Annotated in this window: 30 protein-coding genes and 1 tRNA gene; 19 read left to right on the top strand and 12 right to left on the bottom strand. The window is 38.7% G+C overall.

Going from position 1 to position 26,525, the window contains the following annotated elements:
• Positions 1-9 precede the first annotated feature (9 nt).
• Entirely contained in the window at positions 10-420 is a 411-nt protein-coding gene (locus H7355_RS14380) for a hypothetical protein (protein ID WP_186649054.1), read from the top strand.
• 43 nt (positions 421-463) lie between these two features.
• Here the strand turns inward: H7355_RS14380 and H7355_RS14375 are convergent, their stop codons facing one another.
• On the bottom strand, positions 464-961 hold the full coding sequence (locus tag H7355_RS14375) for a YajQ family cyclic di-GMP-binding protein (RefSeq protein ID WP_186649052.1): 498 nt from the start codon (positions 959-961) through the stop codon (positions 464-466).
• A gap of 232 nt (positions 962-1,193) precedes the next feature.
• On the opposite strand from H7355_RS14375, the gene H7355_RS14370 reads away from it, so the two are divergent.
• Positions 1,194-1,526, top strand: a complete 333-nt coding sequence (locus H7355_RS14370) for a DUF4286 family protein (RefSeq protein WP_186649050.1) — start codon at positions 1,194-1,196, stop codon at positions 1,524-1,526.
• Here the strand turns inward: H7355_RS14370 and H7355_RS14365 are convergent.
• The 6 genes from H7355_RS14365 to H7355_RS14340 all read right to left on the bottom strand — a co-directional run bounded on the left by H7355_RS14365 (position 1,508) and on the right by H7355_RS14340 (position 7,363).
• Positions 1,508-1,843, bottom strand: coding sequence for a Rieske (2Fe-2S) protein (locus tag H7355_RS14365; RefSeq protein WP_186649047.1), 336 nt, complete (start codon positions 1,841-1,843; stop codon positions 1,508-1,510). The two genes, H7355_RS14370 and H7355_RS14365, sit on opposite strands and share 19 nt — an antisense overlap.
• A gap of 23 nt (positions 1,844-1,866) precedes the next feature.
• A complete protein-coding gene (locus H7355_RS14360; protein WP_186649038.1) occupies positions 1,867-3,153 on the bottom strand; it encodes a SufD family Fe-S cluster assembly protein in 1,287 nt (428 codons plus the stop codon).
• Positions 3,154-3,158: 5 nt separating this feature from the next.
• Positions 3,159-4,610 carry a Fe-S cluster assembly protein SufB gene (sufB, locus tag H7355_RS14355; protein WP_186649036.1) on the bottom strand — a complete coding sequence of 484 codons (1,452 nt, stop codon included), beginning with the start codon at positions 4,608-4,610 and terminating at the stop codon, positions 3,159-3,161.
• Positions 4,611-4,633: 23 nt separating this feature from the next.
• Positions 4,634-5,383, bottom strand: a complete 750-nt coding sequence (sufC, locus tag H7355_RS14350) for a Fe-S cluster assembly ATPase SufC (RefSeq protein WP_186649033.1) — start codon at positions 5,381-5,383, stop codon at positions 4,634-4,636.
• Between the two features lie 33 nt (positions 5,384-5,416).
• Positions 5,417-5,983, bottom strand: coding sequence for a Fe-S cluster assembly sulfur transfer protein SufU (sufU, locus tag H7355_RS14345; RefSeq protein ID WP_186649030.1), 567 nt, complete (start codon positions 5,981-5,983; stop codon positions 5,417-5,419).
• A gap of 126 nt (positions 5,984-6,109) precedes the next feature.
• Positions 6,110-7,363 carry an aminotransferase class V-fold PLP-dependent enzyme gene (locus H7355_RS14340; protein WP_186649028.1) on the bottom strand — a complete coding sequence of 418 codons (1,254 nt, stop codon included), beginning with the start codon at positions 7,361-7,363 and terminating at the stop codon, positions 6,110-6,112.
• A gap of 154 nt (positions 7,364-7,517) precedes the next feature.
• Here H7355_RS14340 and H7355_RS14335 point away from each other — a divergent pair, with 154 nt between their 5' ends.
• Entirely contained in the window at positions 7,518-10,403 is a 2,886-nt protein-coding gene (locus H7355_RS14335) for an AarF/UbiB family protein (protein WP_186649026.1), read from the top strand.
• 3 nt (positions 10,404-10,406) lie between these two features.
• On the opposite strand, the gene H7355_RS14330 is transcribed toward H7355_RS14335, so the two are convergent.
• Entirely contained in the window at positions 10,407-11,339 is a 933-nt protein-coding gene (locus H7355_RS14330) for a DUF2797 domain-containing protein (protein WP_186649024.1), read from the bottom strand.
• A 117-nt stretch (positions 11,340-11,456) separates the two neighbouring features.
• Between H7355_RS14330 and H7355_RS14325 the strand changes: the two genes are divergently transcribed.
• Positions 11,457-13,430: a lytic transglycosylase domain-containing protein gene (locus H7355_RS14325; RefSeq protein ID WP_186649021.1), complete on the top strand. Its 1,974-nt coding sequence runs from the start codon at positions 11,457-11,459 to the stop codon at positions 13,428-13,430.
• Between the two features lie 40 nt (positions 13,431-13,470).
• A tRNA-Ser gene (locus H7355_RS14320) sits at positions 13,471-13,560 on the top strand.
• Between the two features lie 79 nt (positions 13,561-13,639).
• Here H7355_RS14320 and H7355_RS14315 read toward each other — a convergent pair.
• Both H7355_RS14315 and H7355_RS14310 read right to left on the bottom strand, forming a co-directional pair.
• On the bottom strand, positions 13,640-14,596 hold the full coding sequence (locus tag H7355_RS14315; protein WP_186649011.1) for a tyrosine-type recombinase/integrase: 957 nt from the start codon (positions 14,594-14,596) through the stop codon (positions 13,640-13,642).
• Positions 14,597-15,527: 931 nt separating this feature from the next.
• Complete coding sequence (locus tag H7355_RS14310; protein WP_186649009.1) at positions 15,528-16,226, bottom strand: hypothetical protein; 699 nt, start codon at positions 16,224-16,226, stop codon at positions 15,528-15,530.
• Positions 16,227-16,453: 227 nt separating this feature from the next.
• On the opposite strand from H7355_RS14310, the gene H7355_RS14305 reads away from it, so the two are divergent.
• From H7355_RS14305 to H7355_RS14280, 6 genes are all read left to right on the top strand, one after another.
• Complete coding sequence (locus tag H7355_RS14305) at positions 16,454-16,663, top strand: hypothetical protein (RefSeq protein ID WP_186649007.1); 210 nt, start codon at positions 16,454-16,456, stop codon at positions 16,661-16,663.
• Between the two features lie 61 nt (positions 16,664-16,724).
• Entirely contained in the window at positions 16,725-16,973 is a 249-nt protein-coding gene (locus H7355_RS14300) for a hypothetical protein (protein ID WP_186649005.1), read from the top strand.
• An 8-nt stretch (positions 16,974-16,981) separates the two neighbouring features.
• Positions 16,982-17,233, top strand: coding sequence for a hypothetical protein (locus tag H7355_RS14295; RefSeq protein ID WP_186649003.1), 252 nt, complete (start codon positions 16,982-16,984; stop codon positions 17,231-17,233).
• 1 nt (position 17,234) lies between these two features.
• Positions 17,235-17,834 carry a hypothetical protein gene (locus H7355_RS14290; RefSeq protein WP_186649001.1) on the top strand — a complete coding sequence of 200 codons (600 nt, stop codon included), beginning with the start codon at positions 17,235-17,237 and terminating at the stop codon, positions 17,832-17,834.
• Positions 17,831-18,088, top strand: a complete 258-nt coding sequence (locus H7355_RS14285) for a hypothetical protein (RefSeq protein WP_186648999.1) — start codon at positions 17,831-17,833, stop codon at positions 18,086-18,088. The genes H7355_RS14290 and H7355_RS14285 overlap by 4 nt, the downstream gene beginning before the upstream one ends.
• Positions 18,073-19,473 (top strand): terminase large subunit domain-containing protein, encoded by a 1,401-nt coding sequence (locus tag H7355_RS14280; RefSeq protein ID WP_186648997.1) that lies wholly within the window; start codon positions 18,073-18,075, stop codon positions 19,471-19,473. The genes H7355_RS14285 and H7355_RS14280 overlap by 16 nt, the downstream gene beginning before the upstream one ends.
• A gap of 7 nt (positions 19,474-19,480) precedes the next feature.
• Here the strand turns inward: H7355_RS14280 and H7355_RS14275 are convergent, their stop codons facing one another.
• Both H7355_RS14275 and H7355_RS14270 read right to left on the bottom strand, forming a co-directional pair.
• Positions 19,481-19,819, bottom strand: a complete 339-nt coding sequence (locus tag H7355_RS14275; protein WP_186648994.1) for a hypothetical protein — start codon at positions 19,817-19,819, stop codon at positions 19,481-19,483.
• Positions 19,820-19,845: 26 nt separating this feature from the next.
• A complete protein-coding gene (locus H7355_RS14270; protein ID WP_186648992.1) occupies positions 19,846-20,298 on the bottom strand; it encodes a hypothetical protein in 453 nt (150 codons plus the stop codon).
• Positions 20,299-20,440: 142 nt separating this feature from the next.
• On the opposite strand from H7355_RS14270, the gene H7355_RS14265 reads away from it, so the two are divergent.
• From H7355_RS14265 to H7355_RS14230, 8 genes are all read left to right on the top strand, one after another.
• Positions 20,441-21,262 (top strand): hypothetical protein, encoded by an 822-nt coding sequence (locus H7355_RS14265; RefSeq protein WP_186648990.1) that lies wholly within the window; start codon positions 20,441-20,443, stop codon positions 21,260-21,262.
• Between the two features lie 19 nt (positions 21,263-21,281).
• Entirely contained in the window at positions 21,282-21,779 is a 498-nt protein-coding gene (locus tag H7355_RS14260; RefSeq protein ID WP_186648988.1) for a hypothetical protein, read from the top strand.
• Between the two features lie 310 nt (positions 21,780-22,089).
• Complete coding sequence (locus tag H7355_RS14255) at positions 22,090-23,157, top strand: hypothetical protein (RefSeq protein ID WP_186648986.1); 1,068 nt, start codon at positions 22,090-22,092, stop codon at positions 23,155-23,157.
• Positions 23,158-23,223: 66 nt separating this feature from the next.
• Complete coding sequence (locus tag H7355_RS14250; RefSeq protein ID WP_186648984.1) at positions 23,224-23,607, top strand: 3TM-type holin; 384 nt, start codon at positions 23,224-23,226, stop codon at positions 23,605-23,607.
• On the top strand, positions 23,604-23,846 hold the full coding sequence (locus tag H7355_RS14245) for a hypothetical protein (RefSeq protein ID WP_186648975.1): 243 nt from the start codon (positions 23,604-23,606) through the stop codon (positions 23,844-23,846). The genes H7355_RS14250 and H7355_RS14245 overlap by 4 nt, the downstream gene beginning before the upstream one ends.
• Entirely contained in the window at positions 23,833-25,311 is a 1,479-nt protein-coding gene (locus H7355_RS14240) for a hypothetical protein (RefSeq protein ID WP_186648972.1), read from the top strand. Before H7355_RS14245 ends, H7355_RS14240 begins: the two co-directional genes overlap by 14 nt.
• Positions 25,312-25,326: 15 nt before the next feature.
• On the top strand, positions 25,327-25,608 hold the full coding sequence (locus tag H7355_RS14235; RefSeq protein WP_186648970.1) for a hypothetical protein: 282 nt from the start codon (positions 25,327-25,329) through the stop codon (positions 25,606-25,608).
• The gene (locus tag H7355_RS14230; protein ID WP_186648968.1) at positions 25,608-26,525 is read left to right on the top strand and encodes a hypothetical protein; all 918 of its coding nucleotides are present in this window, start codon (positions 25,608-25,610) and stop codon (positions 26,523-26,525) included. Before H7355_RS14235 ends, H7355_RS14230 begins: the two co-directional genes overlap by 1 nt.

The following is a 26,525-nucleotide window of genomic DNA, read 5'->3' as shown; positions in this document are numbered from 1 at the left end:
AAATTTACCATGATATTTACTAAAAAATTTATACAAAAGGCTTCTTATCTGCTAGTTGTACTTTCTATGTCAATTTTTATCCCTAAGCAAAATGCATATGCAGAAGAAGCTTATGTTTATTGCGCAGCAGATAAAGACAATTGGTATTGGTTAAACAATAAAACGGTTAAAGTGACAGGCGAATGGCGCATTAAAAAAATCGGTTTTACCACCTACATTAGGTTTTTTAAAATTGATGGAGGATGTAAAGTTGTACAAGCATTACAACAACAATGTAAACAAGAATTTGGTTATGAATACAAATATGCTCAACCTGCAGATAATATTCTTTCTGGCTGGTTTTTATTTAGTGTAGAAAATGGTAAAATCATAGAAGGTATAAATGATTTTTCAAAACAAATTCCAAGAATAGGCAAGTAATCTTGTGGATCCAAAAAGAAATTATTTTATAAAAAAAACTGGATTAGCTCTTCATATTGACAAACTGCAAAGGTATTTTTAACTCTTGCTGTTTTTCTTTTAGGAGAGCAATAACACTCTGTAAGTCATCTATTTTTTTTCCCGTAACTCGGATTTGCTTATCCTGAATTTGGGTATCGACTTTTATTTTAGAGTCTTTTATGGTTCGGGTGATTTTCTTTGCCACATCTGTTTCAAGTCCCTGTTTGATACGAATGCTTTGGCTGAGCATCATTCCACCTACAGGCTTAATCTTATCGATATCAAGTGATCCTAAATCAATTCCTCGCTTTAAAAGTTTAGAATTAATAATATCTGCAATCGCATTTACGTGAGACTCACTGTCAGCCGAAAATTTCATTTCAGCTTTTTGCTTATCTAAACTGAGGTCATATTTTTTCCCCTTGAAGTCATATCGGGAAGATATTTCCTTTTGTGCTTGGTTGATAGCATTGTCAACTTCCTGGATATTCACTTCAGAAACAATATCAAAACTTGGCATAATAAATTCTCCTGCATGAAGTGAGTTTTTCTCTCACTCACTCATTAACTTAATAAATGATCATTCTATGACTTAAATAACTTTGTCAACATATACTTTACAGGCAATTTGATTGAATTGAAAAGTCAGATAAAGATCAAGTTCAATAATTGGATTAAATTTATAACTCAGGTAAAATTTGAAAGAATACATGTTTTCTCATTTGTAAAGAATCTCGTTTTGGAGAAAATTGATGATCATATACGAAGTCACTTATATTTTAAAGGATCTCGAATTTGAAAAAAGATTTTCTGATTTTATGATAGATGTTCATTTAAACGATCTTTATCAAACGGAGTGTTTTTTATCTATTGCTTTTGCAAAAACTCAAACCTCTGGCGCTTATAAAGCAACTTTTTATTTAAAAGATAAAAAAATGATGGATAAATATATAAACAAATACTCTGTTAATTTAAGAAAAGGTGTGATTGAGAAATTTCCAAAAGCAGGAATAGAATTTGTGCGTGTGTTTAGTTATTGTCTTTATTTTAAGTCAGAGCAATTTACTCAATCGAGAAAGACATAAACAATACTTTCATTATTTTCCAGACGAATTTCAGTTTGATAAACTGGCAAAGGAATGCATGCAGGTGCTTGTTTTACAGCTCCATTTTCAGCAATATTAAATACAGCTTTGTGAAAAGGGCAGGTGATTTCCGCTTTTTCTGGATCCCAGCGTCCTTTTTCGAGTGGTTTATCAGAATGATTGCAGTTATTATCGAATGCCCAAACTTTATTATCAGTTAATGCTTTTACCAAAAGAATTTCTAATCCATCGACTGTAAATTTCTTAGGTTTATCGATTGATAATAAAGAAAGAGAACAGACTTTAAAATAGGACATTTTAATGATTCTCTTTCTAAATTTTAAGCTTGTGGAAGCAAGTTGAGAGCTGTTTCTAGAGCATGTTCTGCAGCATTGAGTAACAAGCTTTCACTCTCAAGTTGAGAAAGAGTTTCTTGCACAAAACTTTTAATAATCATCTTACGTGCTTCGGCAGTTGAAAATCCGCGGGTTGACAAATAATAAAGCTGCTTTGCATCGATCTCGCCAGTGGCACTGCCATGTTTACACATAACATCATTGGGGAGAATTTCGAGGCGTGGGGAGGCGTCAACTCGAGCATTTTTGCTGAGCAATAAATTTTTATTCACTTGCATAGCTAGAGATTGTGGTGCTTCTTTGTCGATTATCACGAGACCTTGGAAAACACTTTTCGCACGATTGGCAACTATCATTTTAATATTTAAATGTGAGTTACATTGCGGTACTTTGTGTTCTTGAATAGGCTCATAATCAAAATTGCCATGGGTTGCAACAACTGCAGCAGATGAGTTTGCGCTTGCTTTTTTACCAGTAAAAACTACATTTGAAGTCACACGTGTGTTCCCATGGGGAGCCATAATTTGTGCGTCAATAAACTTAGAATTTTCTCCTAAATTCACTTCTCTTTCAAATAAAGAATTTGTATTTTTTTCATCGTCAGTCGTAATATTGATCCACAATTGGGAAAGCTGAGCATTTTCTTCGAGTACAAGTGTATGTCGTAAGATGCCAAATTGAGAATTACCTTCTGCTATTATGAGTTCTGCTTGGCTCCCTTTAGCAAGTATAAGCTTAAATGTGCTATATATCTGGGAGAAATTACAGTTTAAATGATTTGTCACAATAATAAGTGGCTTTTCATTACCCAGAGTTGCAAGCTTCATAATAATTTCGTGTGGTGCACTTGCTTTTAGTCTATTTGCCAAAGCAAAACCAATATCACTTTTTGGAGCGATTGATTTGACTTCAAAAGGTGCAGATAAAAATTCCACTGTTGATTTTAATGTGTCGGAAGAATAAATATCAACAATCCCATGACCTATTTCAACTAAAATTATTCTATTTAAATCATTTTGAAATATAGATTCACAAGCTTCGCCAAATTGTTTCTTTAAGGATGCCAAATGGGCAAGGGTTTCTTGTGGATTTCTGTATGAAACCTTCCAAGGTAAAAAAGTGGATAATTTTTCTTGTACGCTGTGGCCTTGAAAATTAAGCACTTCATCTTGTGGTAAAAAGAAAATTTCAGGATTTGTTTTGCGCCAACTTTCCTCTGGGTATTTTGGACAAAGAGCAAGTTTTTTACTTTCTAAGTGAATAACTGACATAAAAATTAACCCACTCCTTCAAATTCTATTTCAATCAAGCGATTGAGTTCTACCGCGTATTCCATAGGCAATTCTTTTACAAACTCTTCGATAAATCCATTGACTATCATGAGGGTTGCTTGTCTTTCTGAAAATCCACGGCTAGTGAGATAGTAAATTTGCTCATCGCTCACACGGCTCACACTGGCTTCATGCCCAACTTCAGTCCCCTCTTGTTCTTCAATTTGCATCGTAGGGTAAGTTATTGAGTTTGAAATGTCATCCATCAAGAGCGCATCGCATTGAACTTTGCTTTTACAACCCTTCATGCCTTTAGGGATTTTAACCAGACCCCTATAGGTCGTGCAACCTCCGTCCTTCGAAATCGATTTTGAAGTGATAACACTCGTTGTATGAGGAGCTGCGTGGATAATTTTGGCACCAGCGTCTTGATGCATGCCATTTCCAGCAAAAGCTACGGAAAGGATTTCTCCGCGGGCGCGTGGGCCAAGTAAGTAAACTGCTGGGTATTTCATCGTTAATTTAGAACCAATGTTTCCATCCACCCATTCAACTGAAGCATCTTCGTATGCATAGGCACGTTTGGTCACTAAATTGTAAATATTTTTTGACCAGTTTTGGATGGTTGTATAACGGATTTTAGCGCCTTTCATGGCTATCAATTCAACCACAGCAGAGTGGAGTGAATCACTACGATAAACAGGTGCAGTGCAGCCTTCAATATAGTGCACCGAAGAGCCTTCGTCGGCAATGATCAAGGTGCGTTCGAATTGGCCCATGTTTTCCGTATTGATTCTGAAATAAGCCTGCAATGGGATATCGACGTGCACACCTTTGGGCACATAGATAAAACTGCCACCACTCCAAACCGCAGTGTTTAATGCGGCAAACTTGTTATCTTCTGCGGGGATGACGGTTGCAAAGTATTTTTTAATAATTTCAGGGTGTTCTCGTAGGCCAGTGTCCATGTCGAAGAAAAGTACTCCTTTTTCTTCAAGGCTTTTTTGCATGCTGTGGTACACAACTTCGGACTCAAACTGCGCAGAAACGCCTGCTAAGAATTTTCTTTCAGCTTCTGGAATACCCAATCTATCAAAAGTGTCTTTTATTTCTGAAGGAACATCATCCCAATTCGTTCCCACCCTCTCAGTCGGACGTACAAAATAGTGAATATTCGTAAAATCGATTTCGTTCAGGGCTTTCGTGTCGCCCCAAGTTGGCATGGGCTTAGAATTAAAAATTTCAAGGGCTTTTAGGCGAATATCGAGCATCCACTCTGGCTCATGCTTAAAAGCAGAAATTTCTTCAACAATTTCTTTTGTCAAACCTTGTGCGGATTTTGCCCCTTTAAAGACATAGTTTTCTTTTACATGAAAGCCATATTTATAGTCGTCAAGGATATCAACCTGCGAGGCATCAAAATCTTCGATTAATGTTGGATCTTTATCGTTTTTCATATGCAACTCCTCTTCAAGTTTATTTATTGACTTGAAGAATTATTTTGACGAATGTGTTCATAACCCTCACGCTCGAGCACTTCAACCAAAGACATATCGCCAGATTGATTGATTTTTCCGTCTAAAATAACATGAATTTTGTGAGGATTTATAAAGTTTAAAAGACGTTGATAGTGAGTGACTATGATAAAACTTGTACCAATTTCTTTTGCGATATGTTTAATGCTTTCAGCAACAATCTTTTGTGCATCAACGTCAACACCTGAGTCAATTTCATCTAAAATTGCGACTTTTGGTTCAATTAACATGAGCTGTAGCATTTCTAAACGCTTCATTTCTCCGCCTGAGAAACCATCATTTAAATATCTCTGCAAAGAAGCACGTTCAATATTTAACAGTTCAAGTTTATTTTTTAAGATTTTTCTAAACTCTGACACACTCACTTGTTTAGAGTGACGTAAGTTGTAAAGGTTTCGTAAATATTCGGAGATCTTGAGACCTGGTATAGAAACAGGATACTGAAATGCTAGAAAAATTCCCTTTTTTGCTCTTTCTGCGGTGTCGAGTTCAGAAATATCTTCACCATCGAGTATTATTTTACCTGAATTTAATTTGTAATTTTTAGAGCCCATTAGAACATGACCCAGAGTGGATTTACCTACGCCATTTGGACCCATAATAACGTGGATTTCTCCTGCAGGAATTTCAAGGTCAATGCCTTTTAATATTTCCTTGTCACCTACGGATGCTTTTACTTGATTGATGGTTAACATACGAACTCTTCTCCTAAAGGACAAAACAAAATTTTAATTTTCTGTAGAAACAATTTTTAATTTCCGTTTATTTAAAGGCGACTGTGCACAATTTGTGAGTTTATCACAACCTTGTTTAGGCATCCCTGCTTCATCAAAATTTTCATTTAAGAGCAGACTTAAAGTTTTCCAAGCAAGAGCAGCGCACTTGACACGAACTGGGAATTTGCTCACTCCGTGCAACGCTTCTATATCTTGTTCAAGATCATCTGAATTAACTTGAATAATTCCAGTATATATTTTTTCAGCTTCTATTATTAAATCTCGAGCCTCAGCTAAAGTAACTGACTGCATGGAATTGCACATAATACTTGCGCTGGCTTGGCTAATAGAACACCCTGTTCCATCAAAGCCAACGTAAAGGGTTGGTTTGTCATCTTTCATTTCGACTTGGCAATAAATTGTGATGTTGTCACCACAAAGAGGATTTTTACCTTCTTGGCAAAAGCGGCAAGGCATGTTCTTAGATTTAAATCTAGGATTTTTTGAGTGATCGACAATGACCTCTTGGTAAAGGGCATTGAGCTCTACTGATTGTGAAGATTTTAGACCGGTCGTCATCCTCTAAACTCCAAAATGCTTAATAATAACGCGATCAACCGCGTTCTCTAAAGGAATACCACTAGATGAGCGTAAGATCGACAAATGCGACGGTAAAACAACAAACTATAAAAAAGAACGATGAACTTAAGTTATTTTTGAAGCTTTTTTTATAGCTGCTATAGCCAATTCGATATCATCTTTGTCTGAATAAGCTGCAAAACTACATCTGACGAGGGCATCAACCCCTAAAAAGCGAATGAGAGGCCAAGCACAGTGGTGACCAGCGCGCATTGCAACGTTTTCCGCATCTAAAATTGTAGCTAAGTCATGTGCATGTATTTTCTTATGACGAAAGGAAACGATGGTTTCTTGACCAGTCCCAGGAGCAAAAACTTCAATATCAGGTATTTCTTGAACTTTACTAAGAAATATTGCTGCTAAAGAAGCAGCATGGTCGTGAATATTGATTTTCCCTACTTGTGTTATCCATTTAATTGCTGCATCTAAGCCTGCTACTTCAGTTATAGGAGGTGTGCCTGCTTCAAATTTTGCTGGTCCCTGGGCCCAAGAACTTCCTTCAAGAGACACATCAGAAATCATGCCACCTCCAAAAGTGTATGGAGGTAAACGTTCCATGAGTTCATTACTCATCGCTAAAACACCTATTCCTGAGGGACCATAGATTTTGTGCGGGCTAAAGGCGATGGCATCGGCTCCAAGAGCAAAAACATCTTCTTCTATGCAAGTCATGCTTTGTGCACAGTCGAGCACTACGAGGGCTCCTACGCTTTTAGCAAGAGCAATCACTTCTTCGATTGGATTGATTTGCCCAATGACATTGCCGACATGGGCAAGAGAAACCACTTTGGTATTTTTTGTGATAAGTTTTTTTGCTTCAGATAAATTGAGTCTTAATTCTTTTCCTTTTTTTCCTTCAAGAGGAATGTAAGCTAATTCACAATTCTTTTTGAGTGCAACTTGTTGCCACGGGATTAAATTTGCATGATGTTCAGCTGCAGGAATCACAATTCGACTATTTTCATTCAAATACTCTTCGCCAATTCCATTGGCTAAAATATTCAAGCTTTCCGTTGTTCCACGGGTATAAACTATTTGTTCAGGCTGCACAGAATTTCCAATGAATTTTGCCACAATAGATCGTGTGTTTTCATACATCTGAGAGGATCGAACCGATACGCCATACGCTCCACGGTGAACAGAGCCATAGTCGTATTCTAAATGATGCGACATAGCTTTTATCACACTGATGTGTTTTTGCGCTGAAACGGCTGAATCTAAATACGAAAAAGGTTTGATTTGTCCATCTTCAATTTTTTTATTATTTTCGAAGAGAGGGAATTCATTACGAATGTGGGAACCAAGTTTCGTTGCTTTCATATTTATAGCCTTCCTCTGAGGGTCGGGTGAAAAATCCGCCATCAGTATTTATCTGACATAGGGCTCGCAAAATGCTAAGAGCATGTCAACAATTCTATAAAGGAGATGATACCCGTAAATAAAGGTATTGATCTTCATTTGGGGGCAAATACGTATGCAGAGTGAACGCAGTCGAAAAAAAAGACAAGCGCTCGAAAAAAAGAAAAGAAATTATAAAGAAAGTTTGGAAAAAGTTGCTGCAATGGACTACCGCTGGGTGGTACCATTGGCAAAAAATATTAGAATAAAGTCACAAATTCTAGCAAAATTTATTTCATATGTTTTTTCGGATATTGCAACGACTCCTCTGTTAAATAAAAAAACCTCAGTCAATCGCTTCGCACTCATGCGTGGTTTAACACGTATTTTATTTCCGCAAAGTGATACGATTTTAACAAAAATTGAAAGATCCATTCAAACATTACAAGAAAGTGTCGGAGAAATTTCTTCGGAAATTCTAACAGATACTGAAGTTACCCAAGAATTACTTGCACCATTTATTGAAATGGTCTGCACAGCGGTTGAAGCAAATCCACAGTTGATAGCACTTTTTGGTCAACCGCAAATTCTTGAAGATGCCTTCGGTCCATTGGGCGAACGAATAGGCGGATTTGTTTCTCTTATTCCTGCTTTATCTTCACAAGCAGCCGAAAGGTTTCCTGATCTAAAAGAGACTTTTTTTCATGCACTTTTTTCTTTAAATAAAGAGGAAAGAAATCAAATTTATCTATTAGCAGAAAATATTTTAGGAGAAGTGTATAAAGAAAAAGTTTTTCCACTTTTAAAAAGAACTTTGTCCTCCGATCCACGTGGCAAAGTCCTTGCACCTATTTTAAGTGGTGCTATTGAAGCTATTCCTGGAGAAAGCTGTATAAATGCACTGCTTTCGATCGCTTGTACACCACACAATGAAATTTCCAATGGGCGTGTTATTGCAATTGCTATACAGGAAATTGGTGGCTTATATGTAAAAATATCTCAAGTTATTTCTGAACTTTGTCCTCCAAGTTTAGCAAGAGAACTGAGAACAACTCAGGATGATGCAGGTGGAATATTTCCGAGTATCGAAAAATCATGGGATTATTTTAAAGAAACACTTAATCAAGAAGAATATGCATTTTGGCAGCCTTATTTGATAATTCCCAAAAATCCCATGCGGCATTTTGCAAGTGCCAGTGTTGGATCTTTATATAATATTCAACTCAATGCTGATGGTAAAGAGCGTTTTGGAGTTGATAACGTTTTAATAAAAATCCAGAGACCGAAATTAAGAGAACTTTTTTCAATCCAAAGTGAACATATTTTAAAGTTAACAGATGACGCACATAAAGCCCTGATAGAAGATCTCAGTTTGACAAAGTCTATTCGCTCAGAATTATTGGGGCTAGTTTCGACATTAAGAAGAGCAGTATTGAATTATCACAAGCAAAGTCAAGAAGAACTAAATTTTATTCTTGAAGAAAAAAATGCTGATAAAGTACGCTTTGCTTTAGGTGAAAATAACTCCATTCAAGTACCACGCTTTTTTCAATCTCATCCTACCATTGTTTTTATGGAAAAAATGAATGGTATTAAAGTTACAAAAATTATTCAAACAAAATATTTAGCAAGGCGTGAAATTGCAGATACAATTGCAAAAGTATATATTGATCTCGTTTTCAATAAAGGTGTGGTTTGGGCAGATCCTCATCCTGGTAATATTTTATATGATGATTTGAGCCATCAAGTCTCTATGATTGATTTAAATCCATGTTTTGTGTGGGATATAAAAACTCGAGAAGAATTTAAACATCTTATTTATCGTTTGTTGCTCCGCGATGCTGCAGGGGTTTATCGGACACTTTATCATTTGGTAGACAATCCTGAAACTTTGCATTCAAATACTATTTTAGACGACCTTGGGCATTTTCTAAATCTTTCTATGGGTAGCGCCAGTTTAACCCGTTTCGTGGGTGAATTTATAAAAACTTTAAGTGAGAATCAGATTGATTTAAAAGTCGAAGTACAAGCTGCTTTAAGAGGTCTCAGTCAAATTGCTTTGACGACTGCTTCTATTTCTGCGCGCAATAATTTCGGTAGAATTTTAAGGAAACAATTTACATTAAAAGAGTTAGTTGGCACTGTTTGGAATGTTGGAATAATTCGTGTTTCGAAAGTTATTTTATCCACTCTTTTTGAATTTACCCGACAAATGCCAGAATACGATATCGGTCCTGTTTTAGATGAACGAGATATCTCAATGCTTTCGAGCAGAACATATGAACTCGCTCAGGCAAATGTCTGTCATATATTATTTAAAAGAGTTTCACCAGAGGATCACCCAAATCTTAAAATGAGTCAAGACGGACAAATGCTTTTAACGACTAGTGATCTTTATATAGAAATCATTGAAAAGGTACGACCTGCGACCGTTCGCTATGTGATAGAAGTGCCTTCGCGCAAATGGCTTAAAGATCGTCAGGAGTTTGTTAAGTTAGCGAGTATAGCACGAAGCTTTTGCACAATTGAATGTCTTGAGCAATTGCGCAGAAATTCATTGGACGATTATTGGCGTATTGTTGAAGCTTGGAGTAAGGATCCGTTTCTAAAAACAGTCGAAGAAACACAACTTATTGGTGAAGTGCGTATTGCTGCTCGTAATTTATATTCTTTGCGTTTTGCTAATATCTGGGAATCAATTTTTTCTGGGTTACCTTATAGCGCAAAAATATTTTGGCGTTTTCTTATGCGAGTTGAGTTTTGGAAAGAAAGCTCAAAACAAAATTATTTGGTCTCACAAAAGAAAAAATTTGGTGATGTGCTTTTGGCAAATTTAGCTTATAGTAGCTTTTTTAGAATAAAAATATTGATACTTGAAGCAATTCTTTGGTATTTAAGAAAAAAAATGAGTCATTTAAAATTTTCTATGCATCTGTTGCCAATGTCGACACAAGATCTAGAAAATCTTATATTATTCGGTTTGAGTCGTAATTTTTCAGAATATAAAAGAAAATATAAATAAAAATTAATTATTAGATACTTCTATTTCTGAAATATAACCTTCGTGTTTTCTCATGTTAAAAACGTGATTACTAAAAAATAAATACTGGCCTTTAATTCCTGTTATTTTGCCTTCTATTTCGGGAGTTTTATCGAGTGAGAGTGATTTTATTGTGGCAATATCTACAGGGGAATCATAGTTGATTTCTACAATTGGAGATTCTGCAAAAAACTCAATTTCTTTTCTAAGCGTTAAATGCTCTGGGGTAGAGACTATCAGAGAGCCGTTTTTGAACTCCACTAAATTGATTAACCAGTTTTTTGCTTTGTTAAACATTATATTAAACTCTTCGTCTGATGGTCTCGTATTCGCACTTTTTAACATTTTCATCCAATGACTTTTATCAGCTAAAATTTCTTTCATTGTATTTTCTACAACTCCAGCTTGATGTCTTGATGTCACTTTAGCTAAAATCTTTGCACTCGTTGCTCCTTGATCGATCCACCGCGTTGGAATTTGCGATTCGCGTGTGATGCCAATTTTAAATTTATCAGTATATGATAAATAAACATAATGGGGCTTATAACAATAATTCTCACCCCATTTAGGCTCTCGGCACGTTCCATTCATATAATGGCAAAGATGTGGGCTCATAATACATGTATCTGCAGAGGCTTTTTTCTTTAAACACGGAAAGCAAAAACCTGAAAATAATTTTTTTACTGTTTTTTGGCAAGCAACACATTGGAAAATTCCATTGTGTTTGATTTTAATTGTCATTCCCTTGTTAATTGTCAAATTTGGCTTTAGCATATAATTAAAATCTATTATAATTTTATTTTTTTGTTGAGTTACTTTATTTTCAAAAAAGGTTAGATTGGTAGCTTCGTTTTGCAATTCATAACTGTTTTGCATTTTTAATATTTGGTGCTGCGGACTTTTGTAGAGGATATTCATGATTGACACTCTTTTCGTCAAAGACTAAACAGGATGGATTGATTGTGTTGATTACAACACCATTGCAAATTTTGTAGCATATTAACACGCGAGCGATCATGCCGATAAGGACAGATAATGCTGTCATCAAACGGAGCATTGAAGGTGAACGATAAGAATTTAATGAGAAAAGACAATTTGAGCCAAACTCCTTACTTAAGATTCGCAAGCGTTAAGCGTGTGCGTCCGTTTTTTCTTCCGCTGTTTCTTATGCCTCTCATTGTTGGTTGCCAAAGTGGTACCTATGAAAATTCAATAGCATTAAACTTAAAACATGAAAAAACACGGATAGTGAACACTTCTCCGCAGCAAACTGATAATGTATCCTTTGAAAAAGATGCAAGTGATTCTGACAAGAAGCGTTCCTCAAGTGAATCAGCTGGACAAAGAAAGCAAACAGATGCAGGAAAATCACCTGCTGTTGCAAATAAACAGGCAAATCAAAAAGCAAAAATCACTGCAAATATTCCAAATATCAAGACAAGTCATGATGATGAAAGCTTATTGATAGAATCATCCGCACTGAATCCAGAAGAAATTGATGATCAAGAAAATCTAATTCTGAATTCTACCGATGAAGCATTGTCCACCAATATCCCTATTGGCAGCCAAAATCCAAATGACTCAAGCTCTGCCAATGCGAATGAAGACAGTGCATTGTTGTGCCAGGACAGCGTTTACTATGCTTCATGGCAAGATCAATTCGATAGAATCTGGCTCGAAGAAAATGGAAAAAACTATAAGACCAACGCCAGTCGCAATAAAGCCTTGACCCAAGCACGGACGAATCGCTTTATCCAAATTGCCTATCCAACCATTGATCGGCTCGAGTTCGACTTTCCAATTGTAATCAATGCACAAGTGCTGCAGTGGATAAACTATTTTCGCGGGCCAGGACGTAAGAGTTTTGTCGTTTGGTTGAAACGCAGTCGCTCCGTGATCCCAGAGATGGAAAGCACTTTGGAATTGCATGGGTTGCCGAAGGATCTTGTCTATCTTTCTATGATTGAATCAGGTTACAGCCCAAAAGCTTTGAGTTCGGCAGGAGCAGTGGGGCTCTGGCAATTTATGCCCGCAACGGGACGTGAATATGGCCTTAAAATAAATGACTATGTCGATGAACGGCGTAATATTAAAAAATCAACCAAAGCAGCCGCAAGATATTTAACCAAACTTTATAACATGTTTGGTGGCTGGCATTTGGCGACCGCAAGTTACAATGTTGGTCCTGGGCGTGTGCAGAAGACATTAAGAAATTATGGTGAAGACTCATCTTTCTTTGAGCTCACCTCGATGGGGGTTGTCAATCGAGAAACTGCGGATTACGTACCGAAATTAATAGCTGCGATGATTATTTCTAAGAACCCAGATAAATTCGGTTTTGATATCACCTCTGCACCCATTCCTGCGCAAACGAAATCTATCGAGTTAGAACGTTCTATTTCGCTAAGCGATCTTGCGCGCTCTTTAAATGTCGATAAAAATATCCTCGAATCACTTAATCCAGAGTTGCGCTTAGGTATAACTCCGCCGCCACATGCCACCTCGGGTGGAAAATTTCAACTCGAAGTTCCAGCAAGTAAATATGATATGGCATTGGCTTCTATCGATATGCTTCCTAATGCGCCCACTCAATACATGCTTGCTGCTAAAATAAAGCGGCGCGAGTCGGTGGCTTCTTTTGCTGCGCGTTATAGAATAAAGACAGCTCTGGTGCTGAGCGCAAATTCTCACCTAAAAGCCAACTCCAATTTGCACAAAGGTCAAGTGGTCTATATTCCTGTTGCATTGGGCACAGGCCAGTATGCACGGCTTGCTTCAAGCAAATATTCAAAAGGTATTCAGAGTCAAAGTCGTAAACACAAAAGGCAATTGCTAGTTAAAAATAAAATAGGAAAAAAGTCAGTCACAAATTCCAACTTAAATAAGAAGAAAATTGTACTAAAATCTAAGAAAAATAGCCATTCAATTGCTCTGAAAAAGAAACAAAGCAAAACTAAAAAAATGGCAACTTCAGGACAAAAAAGAAAACAACAGAACAGCGTCCGTTGATTTTTATTTACAAAGTATGCTAGAGAGTCAAAACCGGTTTGGAGAGCTGGCAGAGTGGTTGAATGTACCTGATTCGAAATCAGGCGTGCTCGCAAGGGTACCGGGGGTTCGAATCCCCCGCTCTCCGCCATTTTAAAACCCTACTGTGGCGCTAACATCTCGCTGTCACAAAATGCCGATTTTTAACTAGCCCCCGTTCGCACTTTAGTTCAGTCGCCACCCACCGCCGTGAGCCGTCGGTCACTACCTAGCCGTCGCGCAATCGCTTCGGTTGCTCCCGTCGAATCCACTTGCCTTTTATCTATGTACTTTTCCGTCATCGCCGAAGTACTGTGTCTTGCGACAGCCTGAACCACAGCGAGAGGAATGCCTTCAGCGACAAGCCAAGTTAACGCGGTTCTCCTGAGTACGTGTGCGGTAGTGTGCGGCAATCCTAAGTCGTCTGATATTTTACCAATACGTTTAGAAAATACATCAGCACGGGCTCGCACATATGGGAATGCACAAGTACTTTCGTCTCCGGCGCGCTTTCTGCTTTTAAAAAAAAGCTCCAGCTTTTCGCCGAGGTGTGCGGGAATGGGTACGCTGCCATTGCTGCCCCATTTCGCCGACATCTGCATTTGCTTGCCTTCAGGGTCAAAAGCTCTACAGACTACAATGTGCGTAAGTGACACATCGTTTATCTCAAGCCCCGCAAGCTCACCAAGTCGAAGCCCAGTACACAGCAACGTTTCAGTAGCAAGGCCGAACTGGTAACCTTTACAGTATGCTCGCTGCAGTAATAGGACAGCGTGTGGGACACTCAGCGCGTACATTCGCTTTTGTACTTTGTCCCTTGCGGTTCTGTAATGCGCCCGCAGTCTCGAAAGTAGAGTTTCGTCTACACACGGATTCTTCTCTATCAGCCCTCGACAAAGTAAAAAATCACAGTAAGCCGAAAACGTTGACAGAATGTTTTTTGTCGTTTTAAACTTACGCTTATCCTGCGTTGCTTTGATAACCAGATATTTGAGGAGTAGTGCGGGACTCACATTTTCTAGTTGCATTTCTGCAAAATGTTTAAAGTGCTTCCGTGCTATTCTCGAATAACTTCGTATCGTCTGAGCCGAATACCTCTCGTTTAAACTTCCAATCCACTCCGTTACATAATCACAAAATAAATCCATAATATCTGTCTCCATTTTTTTTAAAGTGGCGACAGACGGCAACAAATCGTAGCAATTACCGCAAGCGTACGCAAGTCACATGCCGCCCTCGGTGGCAAACTTCCGTTATTCCGTCGTTTCTGCGGGCGTGTTATGGTGGTTGAGAGCGCGCAAACATGTGCGAAAGGGAGGCATCTGGCCGCAATACCATGCCCGATTCCGCCACAAACCGCAGCAATTCCCGCACGCTCCCACACCCCAAAATCGCCGAATCTCACACATCATAATCACAGTTATCATAAGTGAGTTTCAGAAACCCTCGTAACTACTGCATTCTGTCGCATGCGGAGGCGGGCTGTAGTGTTACCTTGGCGGGTGGCGGTAACCCCAAAACGGTTTCGCGGGACTCCGGCGCACGCTACAATCAGCATTTAAGCCCACATGTTCGTGTGCGGGCGAAACTATAACAGCGCAAGTAGCTGTAATTACAGGAGCCGAAAATTTTGCAGCCAGTGCGGTGGTGAACGTCAAGTGCATGAGATTGCGGCGGTTTATTCTCGCACTACAATTTCGCTAAAGTTCTGCTAGAGTACGTTAGAAAATGGCCGAGAATGGCAATATAACGCCCTTATGCGGCGGGTTTCTCTGCCAAGGTACGGCAAGCGGTACGGAAGAAAGACGGCAGTGTGGCGGGCGCGTGCTTCCGTCTGGCGGTTGAGTGGGAATACCCAACCCTAAAATTAAAGTTGCTATAATTTATAACAGCTATTTGAAGCGCTCTGCAGTTACTATAGTATACTTTAGAGTATAAAATATTATTAATTAATAATAATAAAATATAGGAGAGAGATAAGAGTTTGCAAAACACTGTTTTTATCGTTTTCTCAATTTTAGAACAAAAGAAGGGTTGAGTTTTTTTACTCATCCGCCGGACTGAAACTTTCCATTATTTTTAATCTGGAACACATTCACATTTTGTCGTTTCTACAAATTTTGAGACAGGGTTTGACTCAGAGTTTTTAAATTCCTCTTTGATTAGAGAACATTGAATGTGTGTGTCTGAGTATTTATTAAAATTACTCTTTACTCTGCAGGCGTCTATATTTATTAAATACCCCCCAATAATACCTAGCCCTAAGCTTACTCCAATAAACCAATAATATAATTTCGCAATATTTTTATCTGTATCTACTTTGGCATAATCCTTTTCTAATTTTATTAGCCCAGAATTTTCCTTAAACCCTAAGCTAACTTCTTTTTCGCTAGCCTTCTTTTCAAACTCAATTAAATAATTAAGAACTCCGTGCAGCCGAGGGCGGTAAACTTTAAATTCTATCTCTTTTGTAAACAAAACAAGTAAGGCAGACATTCCGCAGAAAACAAGTATAAAAGAAATTTTTAAATCGTGTATTAGAATATGGTTAAAATCTTTAACAATCAGAATAGAAGAAAGCAGTGCACTGTTGTCATTTGAGTTAACTAGAAAATCCTTTATTGACCCAATAACCACTAGAGCAATAGCAGCACCGAACGAAAGTTCACGAATATTTGTAATAGTGTCGTATATGTGCTCAGCTCGCTTTATTGCCTGAAAGTATAAACTCAAATCATTTTTATTTTCCTCGTTATTTTTCTCACTATCTGCTGCCATCTCTTCACTCCTTACTTTGAATCTTCTTCGGAGGTAAGGGAAAAAAATTGATTCATTTATAAGTTATTAAAACTTTTCTTTTATTATTTTGATATTACGTTTCGGCGGTAAAAACTATATATCAAAAATTTTTATACAAAAGTTGACTTTTTAAAATTATTTTGATATACTATAATATCAATGCTAACAAAAAAACTTTATAAAATTTGAATAATGCGGGAGGGCAATTGCACGCGCAAAAATACATAGAAGCAATGGGAACAATGAATCGGATTTTAGATTTGTACGTAGATATCGAAGCGCTAGGCTTTAGCCCTTTGGCAATTGACGCAGACGATGACTATATAAACGCTCGCCATTTTGCCCACGTTTTTCTAACGTCGTTGCTCGAGAAACTGTCGTTAGACGAAAATAAAGCGCCCGCAAATGCGAATTAATAAAAAAATGTTGATGGCGGGCAATGATAACCCGCTGTGGCATGTAGCGAAAGACGCGGGCGTGTACTCGCAGTATTTGCACGGCGATTATGTAGATGAAGGTAAGTATCTGTCGTCACTTTCTAACGTCGATAAAAAATGGCTCGGCGATTTTTGGAATGCATACTACAAAAGAACGACAAAATCGCTAAATAAATTAAATTTTTCTGTCGCACTCCGCCGTACACTTTACAATAACCATCGTGCCGTAGTTAACGATATTTATCATCGCCGCACAAGAGTATCCATATCAGAAAATAAAAATATTTGAGGGAATAAATGATAGAATTGTATTTACTAGGCGGAATTACGTCTGCCGTTCCGCTTATCGTTTGGTATATGCGTAGAGAATTTACAGCACATATAAACATGTGCCAGAAGCTAAAAGCAGAAACGACAGAAATTGTCGAGAAACTAAAAAGTTTACATAACAATGCTATGCAAGCAAATGCGGACATTTTAAAGCAATTGGAAAAAATTAACACGGATGTTGTCGTTTTAAAATCCGCTAAAATGCTCGCGAGACAATAAAATGAAATTATCGACCTCAAGTACGTTTGACGTTGCAACAGTTGCAAATACAAGAACGTATCAGGAAGCAAAAACATTTTTTGATTTTATGAACAAATTTGTTTCTGAAGTTGTGGAGGGATTCAGTAAAAAACTGACGCTTGGCGACAATTTTAATTACAGCGAGCGCGAATTGTCAGTTACCCATGCAACGCCCATGAACCTTGGCAACACACCGTACACAACAGTTTTTATACGCTCACGGCAAACAATACTCTCGCATAAAATTGAGCAAAATAACAAAGCCGATACAGTGCTTACAGTTTATTTTAAATCGCCGCACGCTGTAGCTGCTAAAAGTGCGATTTGGAGCTCCGGAAATACTGTTAAATATGAAGTACTAAATGCAAATTTGTACACGGCGGGCGATGGGGTTACGTTCGAAGGATTTTCAAACAGCGCAAATAACGGTACTTTTGTTGTTGCTGCAGTTAATCAAAACGCCAATATTTTATACGTTGTTAATCCGTTCCGCACAGATGCGAAACAGGATGAGCAGCGAACAGAGTATCTGAGTAAACCGCCGCAGCCGCAAAAAATTACATTAGGAATTTTAAATTGAACGATAAAACAAACTTAGAATTGGTAAAAGAAATAATAGACGAGCAGGTCAAAAAAGTACATTCGCTTTCAAGCCGCAGCCAGATGCCAATGGCTAAAGCAGACGCAGATATGCTTGCAGTACTTGTAAAAATCTTAAATGAATATGGCGACACATTAAATACAAATAAACAGTTAAATAAAATCGATGAGCTTTCACCTGAAGAATTGCTGATAATTAAAGAACACAGGCTCAAAAAATGTCAGACAAACTGACGGAATCGCTCTGGCTTTCTGGTGAATTGTCATACAAATTGCACGGCAACCAAAAAGAAATTTACAACCAAATGCGTAGCGCTAAAGCGGGCGAGGAAATTGTCATACTCGCAGCCAGACGATTTGGAAAATCTTTTTTAAGCGCAGTATACGCATGTGAGCTGGCAATAAAATTTAAAAATTCAAAAGTAATTTTGCTAGCACCTTCAAAAGACCAAGCTAAAGAAATCTATACGCCGATATTAAAATCAATTAGTGCAGACGCTCCAAGAGGTTTCATGCGTGAAACTAAAAGCGTAAATAAATGGGTTGTCGGAAGTTCCGAACTAGTATTTGCGGGGTTTGACACTATCTCGGAAGCTCTGCGCGGCCGTGGAGCTATAGCAATTTTAGTTGACGAAGCAGGATTTACTAGGGCAGACGAATACAACTATATTATAAAATCCGTATTAAGTCCGATGTTGTTGCCAACGTTTGGCGGAAAACCAAAGGGCGTTTTAATTTTTATATCTACGCCCGCGAAATTACCAGACCATCCGTTTAATATAAAATGCGAAGAACACGAGCTACAAGGGAAACTAAAGCGCTATACGGTTTACGATAACCCTGCACTTACGCCCGAGGATATTACCGCGATTATTAGCGAGTGCGGCGGTGAAGACTCGCCCGATTTTCTACGTGAATACATGTGCAGGAATGTCAGAGATAAAGGCGGCTTAATTATTCCAAAATTTGATTTAGAGAATGTAATAAACTACAGCACGCGGCCAAGTTTCGATTTTGTGAAATGGATAGTCGCAGATACGGGCGGAATACGAGATAAGTGTGTGTTGCATGTGTTCGGCCGCACTGTTAACGATAATAAATGTGTTATAATTGACGAACGCGTGCTTGACGAAAATACTGATGTGATGATTATCGGAAAAAATATATTAGAGTTATCTAAAGAGCACGAAGTAAATAAGAACCATATTTGGGTGGATGCACACGGCCAGACACGAGTGGATTTACTTTCACTCTGTAATATTTCCGCCCCGTGCCCGCCAAAGCAGGACAGGGACAGCGCAATTTCAGCATTAAATGCCGCATTTTTCCGTAAAGATATTTTCGTACTCTCTAACTGTGAGTTTACTATAAAATCACTGCTAAACTGCACGTTTAATGTGTCACGCACGGATTTTTTAAGAACTGCGGCATATGGACACGCTGACGCAATTATGTGCGCAGTTTATGGCTGGCGAGTGGAACAAATGGTGCCAAAATCAAAATATTTTAATGAGTACGGAAGCGGCTTTCAAATTAGCGGCAATAGCCAACGTAACGACAGCCAACTAAAAAAAATAGCCGCAAAACTAAATCCGTTTGCGGCAAGGAAAGCAAGTTAACGTCAGCTCAGCTCGGCGAGTACTTTGTAGAGAAATTCAGAAGAACCCCGCCGAGACCGTTCAAAGTGTCAGTCACGAGCTGAACTAAAGTTTTTTCACACTGCAATTGCTTCCGCATACGTGCGTTCTGCTTTTTTAAAGTAACTGAGGCCGACCAGTTTGACAGCAATACACGTTCGCCAAGCTTTTTAACGTACGTAGTAAAGACACACTGGTATGTTTTGAAGTGTGCTGCACATATTGTGAGCTTATCGCCGTCCGCTAAAGTTTCAATATTGTAAGTGTTTGGTGGTAGTTCGACCGTGAAATTCACGAGTTGATTTTCTATTCTGGTACTCTGCAGCACGACAACACTATTTGCATGTATTTTCATTAAAGCCCTTCTCGCACCCAACGCCCGACTAACATTTTTGCAGAAGTTTCGCTCAAGCAATCGTGTCTCGAGCGTATTGCTGCAATGCAGTGAGACATCGGCATGCGTAAATAATTTAGTAAATTAAAATCGTCTGGTTTCGCTTCTTTCATTATTTTTTTAATTTTTAAACGTTTTCGCCGTTCATTTTCAAGTTTTTTTTCGCGCGCCTCCATTTTTTTTAGTTTAATCGCCGTCGCCATCATTTTCGCGTCGGGCACAAAATTTGGATTTAGCGACGGGCAATTGTAAATAATTTTTGAGAGTTCTCGCTCTGTGAGCGTTGGATTTAATTTTAGCAATAATTTGCGAACAGCTGCGGCTTTAATTTTTGTACCATCTCGCCGCAGCAATCCGCCACTCCACACCACCCCAACATATTGTAAATTTATTTTAGATTTTTCAATTTCCATCCGGATAATATACCACAAAAATAAGAACATTTCAAGCTGCAGAAAAAATATTTAAGTAACAAAAAAAATAATTTCAGAAATTGTAACACTTATAGTTAGAGAAACTAACACACACGAAAAAACTAAGGAGGGCATTTATTTAATGTCAGAGATTGACACAACTGCCGCAGGAATTTCCACAACTACGGCCAGCCCAGAAACTTCGGAGTCTGCGCCCGCCGCGGCAGCAGAAAGGCGCACGTTTAAAATCGACGATGCCGAAATTTCTGAAGATGATTTAATTGCCGCGTACAAAAGCCATAAAAATGTAGCAAACGAGTACGGCAGCTACAAAGCAAAAGCGCACGAATTTCTGTCAGCAATTTCAGAAAATCCAGAATTACTTTTAAGAGAACTCGGGCACAACCCGCGTGATTTTTATCAATCTAAGCTTTTAGAACACCTCGAAAGTGAAGCGGCAGAGGCAGAACTCACCCCAGAACAGCGAGAGTTACGAGAGTTAAAAAAATGGAAGGACTCTATCGAGTCTGAAATAACAAACAGTAAAAAAGTGGAGGAGCAAAAAAGAGCAGAGCTAGAAGAGCAACGTATCGTTGAAGAAATAGATACCCAAATTGAGGAATGTTTCAGAAGTGCTGGAATTACAAAACCTACAATTGAAATGGTAGCAGATTTAGCAGAGCAGATGCTTGCGGAATACAAACATTCACAAACGAGCATTAAGGCTCCCGAAGCTTTAAAGCGGGCTAAAAAATCATTCGGGCGCAGATTAGAATCATACACAAACGCGAGCCCTGACGCAATTCTTGATTTACTGCCACAACAGTATCTCGACAAAATAGCTGAGGCATATTTAAGCAAGAAAAGCGGCGCACGAGTTCCAAGCGTTCGTGCAAATCCGGCAACTGCGGCAGCACCTCAAAGCAAACTAACACAAAGCCTACAAGAATTTTTATCAAAGTAATACAAATAGGAGAAGAAAATTGGCAACACATAATAAAATTTTACCAGACGAACGTTTGCAGCGCTCGCAGGTGGACACATTAGCATTACGATTTAAAATCACAGGGAAAAATAAAGCCGTCCAATGCGATGGATTTGGTGCGCCCGTGATTTTTGGGTTTACAAGTGCAGATTTATCGCAATCCGAGGTTGATAAATTTTGCGGCGAAGCGGGCGATGTACAGTGCAATAATACATTCGGAACTGTAGCACTCGCAGCAAATGCGTTCGCATTTTGTCTCCTTCACGGCTCTGCCCGCAGAGTTCTGGGCGTTAAATTTACGCAAATCGGAGCGAGCGGAAACGTAGATTATGTTGAAGGGTTAAATAAAAAAGCCCCGCTTCCAAATACAGCAACAAATGGGGCAGTAATTACAGGTAAAAATCATATCGTAGGAAGGTATGTTGACAGTACTGGAAAACTCTCGACACTTGAGAGTGGTTTTATACACGTAGATATTGAATATGAGCAATTATAATTAAATAAAGGATAATAAATAAATGGCAGGACAAATTTCGAATAGCTCAAATCTTGAGCTTTTTAAAACACACTACGGTAAACTAAATACAAGCTTAATCCCAACAGATGATTTGCATATCACAAAAGATATTCCTTTCTCTACGAAGGAGAAAGCAGGTAATAAATACGTTGAATCTATCACTCTAGGCAGCGAGGTGGGAATCACATTTGCCGGCACGGGCGACGACGTATTTAATATTAACCCTGCGGTCGCGGGCGCTATTAAACAATCCGAGGTTACGCCGTCTATTTCCGTATTACGTTCAATCGTGCCATGGGCAACTATCGGCAGAAGTGCTAGCAGCGAAACGGCGTTTGTAGAAGCAACTAAACACGTTGTTAAAAATAATTTAATTTCACACCGTCGTTTTCTCGAGATTGTAAAAATACACGGACAAAACTCCGACGTATTATTAGGAAGAGTTGCATATACTACAGGCGAGTATCGCAAACAAAAATTTGCTAACGGTACGGGTAAACTCACAAGCTCCCTCTATGGCGAACTGTCGTTTACAAACGGAGTTTGCAGTAACGCAAGCGGTAATTATATTTTATTACAAGCAGGCGACATGGCCTCTGGAATATGGGTTGGAATGCAAGGAATTAAGGTTAAACAATTGCAACAGCCAAATAGAGAAGTTGTAGCTGAAGGCCGATATATTTCGTGCGATACATCGCTCGGAATTTTAAAAGTCGATTTTAAACCGACAGCCGCAACTAAAATTGGCTCGCATGTTTTAGCTTTTGAGGGCATGGAATTATCCCAAGAAATGATTGGCGTTAAAGCAATACTTCAAAATAAAGGCAAGCAGTTTAATATTGATGCTCAGCTATTCCCACTCTGGTCTGCGAATGTGTTTGATTGCGGCGGAAAATCGCTGTCATTTAAAACAATAGAAATGGGCACAGCGGATGCAGTAAATGCAGGTGGGACGTACGGAACCCTACGCTGTTACGCTAACCCGCGCTCGTTTCATGCGCTCATGGCAGATGGGCTAGCTAACAGAAGTTTCGATTCTTCCTACAATAGTTCTGAATTAAAGAATGGAGCGAAATCGATTAAATTCGCGTATAGCGAAGGTGAAATTGAAATTGTCGGACATAGATATGTGATGGAAGGCGATGCAATTATTTTGAGACTCGATGATTGGATTTGCAGCGGTACGCAAGATGTTGCAACTTCCATAGAAGGCATGTCGGACGAAAAACTATTTTATCAGCTAGACGGACAAGGTGCATACGCATTTCACACATACGCAGATATGTATATTATGTGCAGAGCTCCCGCAAAGCAGGTATTAATTAAAAACATTAACGACGAAGCCCCTGCAGCTTAACTAAAGTAACGGCCGATATTATTACAATATTCGGCCGAAATACAACAATAAAATAAAGGCAAAAATATGTGGCCGGCATTAATACCGCTGTTGACTGGAATTTTTGACAAAATATTCCCAAACCCCGACGACGCAAATAAAGCGAAAATCGAACTCATGCGGCTAGAGCAAGAGGGCGCATTTCGACAGCTAGATGTCAATGCGGTAGAAGCAAAACATCAATCAATTTTCGTGGCCGGCTGGCGTCCGGCTGTTGGCTGGGTGTGTGCAATAATATTCGCGTACAATTTTTTAATTCAGCCGCTCTTGTTAATAATTTTAGAAGCGCTTGGGAAGCCTCTGACAGTGCTGCCGTCGCTCGATTTTGAAGAAGTTATGACGGTATTATGTGGATTACTCGGAATAAGTGGGTTAAGAACGTACGAGAAAATTAAAGGCGTGCAAAAATGAAATACTATGTTGAATATTTTAATGGCTGCAATTCAGAAATTAAGGAAATCGAGGCAGACAAGTATATTTTCAAAAATAAATTTTTAGATTTTCGCCTCGGAAAATCCTCGGTATTTTTAGTTGCCGCCGATGCAGTAGTAGCGATAGAAGTCGGCGAAAAAGCTAAAGTGCCCGCGAAAGTAAAAAACGAAAGTATCATACGAAAATTAAATCTAAGGAACAATCGTGGCATTAATTAAAAATTGGAATAACAATCAATATTCAATCCCAGAAGCTGGCGACGACGGCTGGCCGTCATTAACAGATTTTTTAGCGGATTTAGCTGACAACGCGCAAACAACTAACGGCCAAAAATACGCAGCGAGAACTTCTACGGACGAGACAACAACACTTTCGCAAAATGATTATTACATCGGAATTAATTGCAGCAAACCGTCGTCGGTAGTTTTACCGGCAGTCGACGAAGGCTCAACATTTATTATCGCGGATGAGAGCGGGAATGCTAGCAATCTGCCGATAAAAATAACAGCAACGGGTGCAACAATTGAAAGCGCGACAGAGTACATTTTAAGTGGCGATAATCAAAAAATCGGATTGCTGTATAATCGTGGAGATTGGCGAGTTATTTCCAATTTTTATGCTGTAGCGTTTAGCAAGAACAGCAAAGACGAACTTACAAATAAAACGATAGATGCGACAAAAAATAATATTAAAATTAACGGCAGTGATTTTGGCGAGTTTGTAACAAAAGAATTTAAAACAATAAATGAAAAAATTTCAAAAACGGTAAGTGAGAAATTAATAGACGCGGGCGAAAATAATGCGGGAATAATTACGGCAAGCTCCCAAATATTTGGCGGTGTTAAATCGTTCGCGAGTGGTATTTCAATTATTTGTCCTGTATTAACTATACGAGATACTGTAACTCCCGTGCACATAAATACTATAAATAAAGATGCACGTGAGATTATTGTTGATACACTTAACATGACTGCAGCCGGCGGCGTTATAGTTCCCGCGGCCGCGAGCTTGCGAAACGGCGAATCCATAATATTACGGCCGATAAACACAACAGCAATTACGAGGGTATTTTTTGGCGAAGCGCGCGAGTTTCCCGATGCTATTTTGTTCGGAAAAGGTTCGATTGTACTTACGAACGTTAATGGAAATTATATTGTTTCGTGCAATGGAATTTATGAGTATCGGCCGAACGTTGCTATCGAATCAATATTGACTGCAGGCAAATATGTTTTCCATATTTCAATGCTTGCTGTATCTCAGTGTTGTAATGCTATTACTGTGTCAGGGTGTGTTTACAGCATTCTAACGCACGATATAGCTACAACAGCTCCCGCAACATTGCGATTAAATGTCCCATGGCTGCAGGATATGGAATTGTATGCAAATCCCGCAGCGGGTATGAATCTAGTAACTAGTTGGGATTTTACAAAAACTTGGCTTCCTAATGCAACACTTGAGTATAGCGTACATAGCTTTGGCGAAATAAGCCAACGGTTGATGTTCGTAACAAAAACCCCTCCGCAATTAACGTCAATGTATTTAAGTGACGTAGGGTTACTGATTACAAGCAGCTCTATACCCATGCAGTCTACAATTATTAGCGAACTCTCGCAAAAAAAAGGATTTATAAATAAATTTTATATAAACTTATCTTACAATTTAAGCATCAAAAAAAATAAATAACAGGGAAAAACTAAAATGACTATCGCAAAAATTTTGGAAACGTTAATTGAGCAATTACATAAAAAAATGGCCGAAGGACACGGCGAAAAAACTGCAAAAGTTTCGGAGGAATTGAAAGAAGCGGCCGAAAATACGGCCGAATCCGCAGAAGAAACTGAAGCGCCGAAAGAAAATCTTAAAAGCAAATTTAACGAGTGGCTACAGTCTGAAAACGAACGCAAAGCAAAGCCGAAAGCAGCAAAATTGTCGGTGATTTCCATTGCAGCCGAACCAAAAAATAAGAAAATCAAAATATAATGGCATATACATCGAGTGATATTTTAACATCTATCAAACGCAATAATACAATATTTTCAACAGACTTCCGCTTTAGCGACGATGATATTTTAGCGATGGTTGACGAAGAAATAGAATCCACCATCGTGCCGATGATTCTGCGCCTGCACAGCGACAGGCTGCTATTTAATAGTAATGTATTTCTTGAAAATAATAGAAAACTATACCCTGTTCCGTATAGAGCAATTGGCTCTAATATTAAAACAGTGTGGCACGAAAATAGAGAACTCGAAAATATAGAATTTTCTAACGCAGATAGCGAGCATAACAAAGGCAGACCGTCGCAATATTATTTTGTGGGCGACGATATTGCGCTCGTTCCTACGCCTACAGCGAATTGCGGCGAATTAACATTTAGTTATTTTATTAAACATTCGCGGCTCGTATCAAACATTAATGTTGCCGTAGTTTCTAATGTAGACTACAGCACCGGCGAAATTACGCTAGCAACAAACGCAAACAAAAGTTTTTCCGGCCGCAGTATGTACGATTTTATTGCAGCAAATGCGAGATGCAAACCGCACATACTGGCAATAGATATTGCAGTCGCGAGAATTGACGGCAATAAAATGCAATTTAAGCCAGAGTTATTGCCAAAAAATTTGCAAGCAGGCGACAGAGTTTCGCTAGCGGGGCAAACAGATGTTTTACTTTTGCCCGATGAGTGTTACAAGTATTTAATCAAAGCGGCGGGCGTTAAAATTTTAGAAGCGCAAAAAGATTTGCAAGCTCTCGCGGCATTTAAGCCCGATTTAGACCGAGCTCGCAACATCATGGAAGGTGTTTTATCGCCGCGAGTTTCGGGAAAACCTCGGCCGTATGTGAACGGTAACCGACTTTTGAATAAACCTAGAATACATAAATCATTGAGAATATAG

Origin of the sequence: Fluviispira vulneris (genome assembly GCF_014281055.1) — a bacterium.
Lineage (GTDB): Bacteria > Bdellovibrionota_B > Oligoflexia > Silvanigrellales > Silvanigrellaceae > Silvanigrella > Silvanigrella vulneris.
This window is presented reverse-complemented; position numbering and strand designations above follow the sequence as displayed.